Annotated in this window: 5 protein-coding genes and 1 pseudogene; 3 read left to right on the top strand and 3 right to left on the bottom strand. The window is 73.0% G+C overall.

Features of this window, described 5'->3' with window-relative positions:
- Positions 1–115: 115 nt before the first annotated feature.
- Positions 116–1,213, bottom strand: a complete 1,098-nt coding sequence (locus ABZ641_RS29090) for an excalibur calcium-binding domain-containing protein (protein ID WP_359986486.1) — start codon at positions 1,211–1,213, stop codon at positions 116–118.
- Positions 1,214–1,464: 251 nt separating this feature from the next.
- On the opposite strand from ABZ641_RS29090, the gene ABZ641_RS29085 reads away from it, so the two are divergent.
- Complete coding sequence (locus ABZ641_RS29085; RefSeq protein WP_359986484.1) at positions 1,465–1,641, top strand: dihydrofolate reductase family protein; 177 nt, start codon at positions 1,465–1,467, stop codon at positions 1,639–1,641.
- 275 nt (positions 1,642–1,916) lie between these two features.
- On the opposite strand, the gene ABZ641_RS29080 is transcribed toward ABZ641_RS29085, so the two are convergent.
- Positions 1,917–2,381, bottom strand: coding sequence for a hypothetical protein (locus ABZ641_RS29080; RefSeq protein ID WP_359986481.1), 465 nt, complete (start codon positions 2,379–2,381; stop codon positions 1,917–1,919).
- A gap of 90 nt (positions 2,382–2,471) precedes the next feature.
- Here ABZ641_RS29080 and ABZ641_RS29075 point away from each other — a divergent pair, with 90 nt between their 5' ends.
- A complete protein-coding gene (locus tag ABZ641_RS29075) occupies positions 2,472–2,645 on the top strand; it encodes a hypothetical protein (protein ID WP_359986489.1) in 174 nt (57 codons plus the stop codon).
- On the opposite strand, the pseudogene ABZ641_RS29070 reads toward ABZ641_RS29075, so the two are convergent.
- Positions 2,620–2,718, bottom strand: a pseudogene (locus ABZ641_RS29070) (IS5/IS1182 family transposase); the annotation flags it as partial. The gene ABZ641_RS29075 and the pseudogene ABZ641_RS29070 sit on opposite strands and share 26 nt — an antisense overlap.
- 250 nt (positions 2,719–2,968) lie before the next feature.
- Here ABZ641_RS29070 and ABZ641_RS29065 point away from each other — a divergent pair.
- Positions 2,969–3,753 (top strand): maleylpyruvate isomerase family mycothiol-dependent enzyme (locus ABZ641_RS29065; RefSeq protein WP_359986478.1); only part of this gene is annotated, 785 nt, incomplete at its 3' end.

Raw genomic sequence — 3,753 nt, 5'->3', positions numbered from 1 at the left:
CTCTCGGCCTGGCTGTGGCCGGCGCCGCCGCCGCCGGGGCGGGGCCGGGACACGGGTGTCCCGGCCCGGCCCCAGGCGCCCGACCGGCCGCCTCCAGGTGCAGGTATCGCGGGCGCTATTCGCAGGCGGTTCCGTCGCCGTCACGGTCCAGCTTCCTGCTGTAGCCCGGATCCCCCCGGTGGAGGGGTGCCTTGCCGGCGGCCCGGACCGCTGCGCAGTTCTCGTAGTAGGCACTGCCCGAGCCGCCCGAGGAGGAGCCGCCGCTCGAGGAAGAGCCACCGGACGAGGACGAGCCGCTGGTGGAGTCGTCGTCGGTCACGGCCGGCGGTGTCGGGTCGGGGTGCAGGCGGGTGAACTCGGTTGCCGGGCAGGCCGTGCCGGGCGCCGTGACCTTGAGGTGCGCCGTGACGGTCTTCGGGTACTCGAGTTCCTTGCCCTCCTTCGGGTCCTGGAAGCAGACGGTCCAGTCGCCGACGCCGGCGGGGAGGGTGACGTCGAGGTAGGCGCTGCCGGCCTCGACCGCCTTGAGCTGCAGCGGCCCCAGCGTCTCGGACGCCTTCGCGAAGGTCTGGCCGACGACCGCCGGCATCTTCGGATAGGGGATCGGCTCGCCGTCGTGCGCGGGGCAGGGCCACTCGACACGGACCACACCGAAGTCGAGCGAGGGCGTCCTGCCCGCCTTCGCGGCCGTCACGGTCTGGAAGCACACCTTCCAGTTGTCGTCGTCCCACTGGCCCGCGCTCTTGTCGGAGGCGTCGTGCGAGGTGGCGTCGTACCCGGCCTTGCTCGCCGCGGACTTGGCCGACTTGAGGTTCTGGCCCACGAAGCTCGGCGGTGCGGCCGGCGTCGGGCTCGCCGGCGCAGCAGTGGCCGGCGTCGCCGCGGCCACCGGCTTGGCGTCGCCCTTCGGGTCCTGCGGCGGGTCACCCATGAAGGGTGTGAAGAACCAGATGCCGGCGAGAACGGTCGCCACGACCTTCTGCGGCCGGCTCCAACGGCTGCGCCATGCGAGCGCGATGCCGCCGGGCGGGAAGAGGAACAGGGTCACGATGATCAGAGCCGGGTGCTGCCACCACCGCCTGGCCGGCGCCGGCGCCGGCGGCTGGGGGTACGGGTACGGGTAGGGCGGCTGGTGCGGGTACGGCGGCTGGCCGTAGGCCGGGGGCTGCCGGGGATAGCCGTAGCCGTGGTCGGGCGGCGGGGGTTGCGTCATGGCTGGTCTCTCCGCGAACAGTTGGCTGAGCGGTGATCAACCTACACAGATCGTCCAAGTTTCTACAGCCCCCGGTGTGTCAGCTGTGACGGTCGCGTGTTCGAGGACCGGCACGCCGATGAGTGCGACCGGCTTCCCGCTCACCTCCGGCGCCGTCGGCCTGCACCGGGCGCGGGCGGCAGTGGGTCAGGGGTCGACCGAAGGGCGCACCGCGTGCGGTCTGCGGCGGGCGCTGCGAGGCGGATCCGCTGTTGACGGAGCTCGGCCTGCTCGACGAACTGACGCTGTGGATCCACCCGGTGGTCGTCGGCCAGGGCAAGCGCCTGTTCCCCGAGGGCTCCAGCGCCGCCGCCTGGACGCTCGCCACCACCACCGCCTTCAGCTCCGGTGCCGTCGTCCTCGACCACCGCAAGAGCGACCGGCTGTAGCCGCGGCCACCCGGTCCGCCCGCACCTTCCCCCGCACTGCCGCCGGGTCCGATGTGCGTCAGGAGCCGGGGCTGATCCGGCGTGCGAGACTCGGCGACCGGCGGATCCGGACGAGTCCCCCACGTCACCGACGGCGGGCACCGGGTGTCGTTCGGAAGACTCCCACTCTCGACTGCCGGGGCCGACGGGCCGTCCAGGGCCCCGAACCTCGGGGTGCAGGTGGCCGGTGCCGAGGGGTCGCCGACCCCCTGTCCCGTCCTGGGCCGGTACGGCGGTTACCGAATCTGCATGCAGGGCCGACGGTTCGGCATCGACATGTAGTGACCGGCGTCGAAGCCGCCGACGTTCAGGGCCGAGACACCATGGCTGCCACCCGTGCCGTAGCCGAGGTCGGTGAGCCGGCGGCAGAGCGCCAGCGCGTCCTCGGGGGTGGTGTCCTCCGTCACGTGGATCGTCAGGGCCTGACCTCCTCCCACAGCGCCCGCGGCTTCGGGCGGAGGCGCGAGCATCTCACCGTCCAGGACATGGGGCAGACAGCGCACGTCGTCCGGAAGGCCTGTGGTGGAGCCGCCCATCCAGCTCGATGTGGGATGCGGCGATGCGCAGGCCTTCGGTGCCGGAGAGCCCTGCGGGCTCACCGACATCACCGGTTCGCTGCTCTCCGCGCTCGACGCGGCCTGACCATCGGCAGCCGAGGAACATCCGGCCAGCATCAAACCGGCCAGCACGGTGCCTGCCACCGCGAGTCTCATCGCAACAACCCCCCAAGATCGTTTCCACTCTAGTGGCCAGGTCAAGCCACTTGTCGTCCCGGCGGACAGCCGGTTGCCATGGAGATCCAGGGATTACCGGTCACCGCACACGGCCTCGCGGTCCACGGACCACGCGGACCCGTCTTCGAGGACGTGGACCTGGAGGTCCCCTCGGGCGGCCTGCTCGTCGTCCACGGCCCGGGTGGCTCCGACGGCACCACCCTGCTGTGGCGAGGCCGCGCCACCGCTTGAGCTCGTTGATGCACCATGCGACGGTGTCACGCCGTTTGTAGGCCTCGCGGTCGAAGCCGGGCGGCCGCCCGCCGCGTGGGCTTCTCCTCGCCGCACCAGCCGGTCGGCGGGTCTCCCACGGCCGTGATGGACCAGCGGCCGGTCCGGGACACGTCGTGCCGGTCTTCCGGGGGTCCAGGACGTGACGCGGCTGACGCCGTGACAACGGGCGGACGGCGGAGTGCCGTTCGCGGCTCCGGCCCCAGCGGCCCGTGCTGCGCCGCTGCCGCGGTGGGCGGGGAAAATCGCTTTTCCGTGGGCTGAGCAGGTGATAGACACCCCGGGTGCATAACACTCTCGATTTCTCCGACCTCCTGCGGCTGATTGACGAACGGTCGAGCGCGTTCCGCGCCGCGGTCGCCTCCGCGCCCGACCTCGACGCGCAGGTGCCGACCTGCCCCGAGTGGACGCTGTTCGACCTGGCCCAGCACCTGGGTGGTGGCGACCGCTTCTGGGCCGCCATCGTCGGTGCGGGCCCCGCCGACGCCCCGCCGGACGGGGCCGCCGCCGAGCGGGCCGCCCTGGTCGTGCCGCGGGAGCGCGAGGCCCTGGTGGCCTGGCTGAAGGAGTCGACGCAGCTGCTGCTGGGTGCGCTGCGGGAGGCGGGCCCGGACGCCGGCTGCTGGGCGTGGTGGAGTGCCCTGCAGACGCCGCGGACCTCCGGCGGGGTCGCCCGGCACCGGGTCCAGGAGAGCGCGGTGCACACCTACGACGCCCGGCTCGCCGCGGGCGCCCCGCAGCCGCTGCCGGCCGAGGTGGCCCTCGACGGTGTCGAGGAGTTCCTGTTCACCTGCGTCGCGACGCCCAGCGCCTGGCCGCACAAGCCCACCGCCTTCGACTTCCACGCCGCCGAGGGGCGCTCCTGGCGCCTCACGGTCGACGGCGACGGCGCCCGGACCACCCGTCTGCCCGCCGCCGGCGGCGAGGGCCCGGACGCAGCCGGTGTATCCGCCCACGCCACGGCCGGTGAGCTGATCCTCTTCCTCTACGACCGTGTCCCGGCGGACTCCTTGCGGATCGACGGCGACGCAGGGCTGTTCGACCTGCTCCGCGCCTGGGAGCCGGAGGA

The organism is Kitasatospora sp. NPDC007106 (assembly GCF_040634455.1).
Classification (GTDB): domain Bacteria; phylum Actinomycetota; class Actinomycetes; order Streptomycetales; family Streptomycetaceae; genus Kitasatospora; species Kitasatospora arboriphila.
Note: the sequence above shows the minus strand (reverse complement) of the source record. Positions and strands in the feature narration are given on the sequence as shown.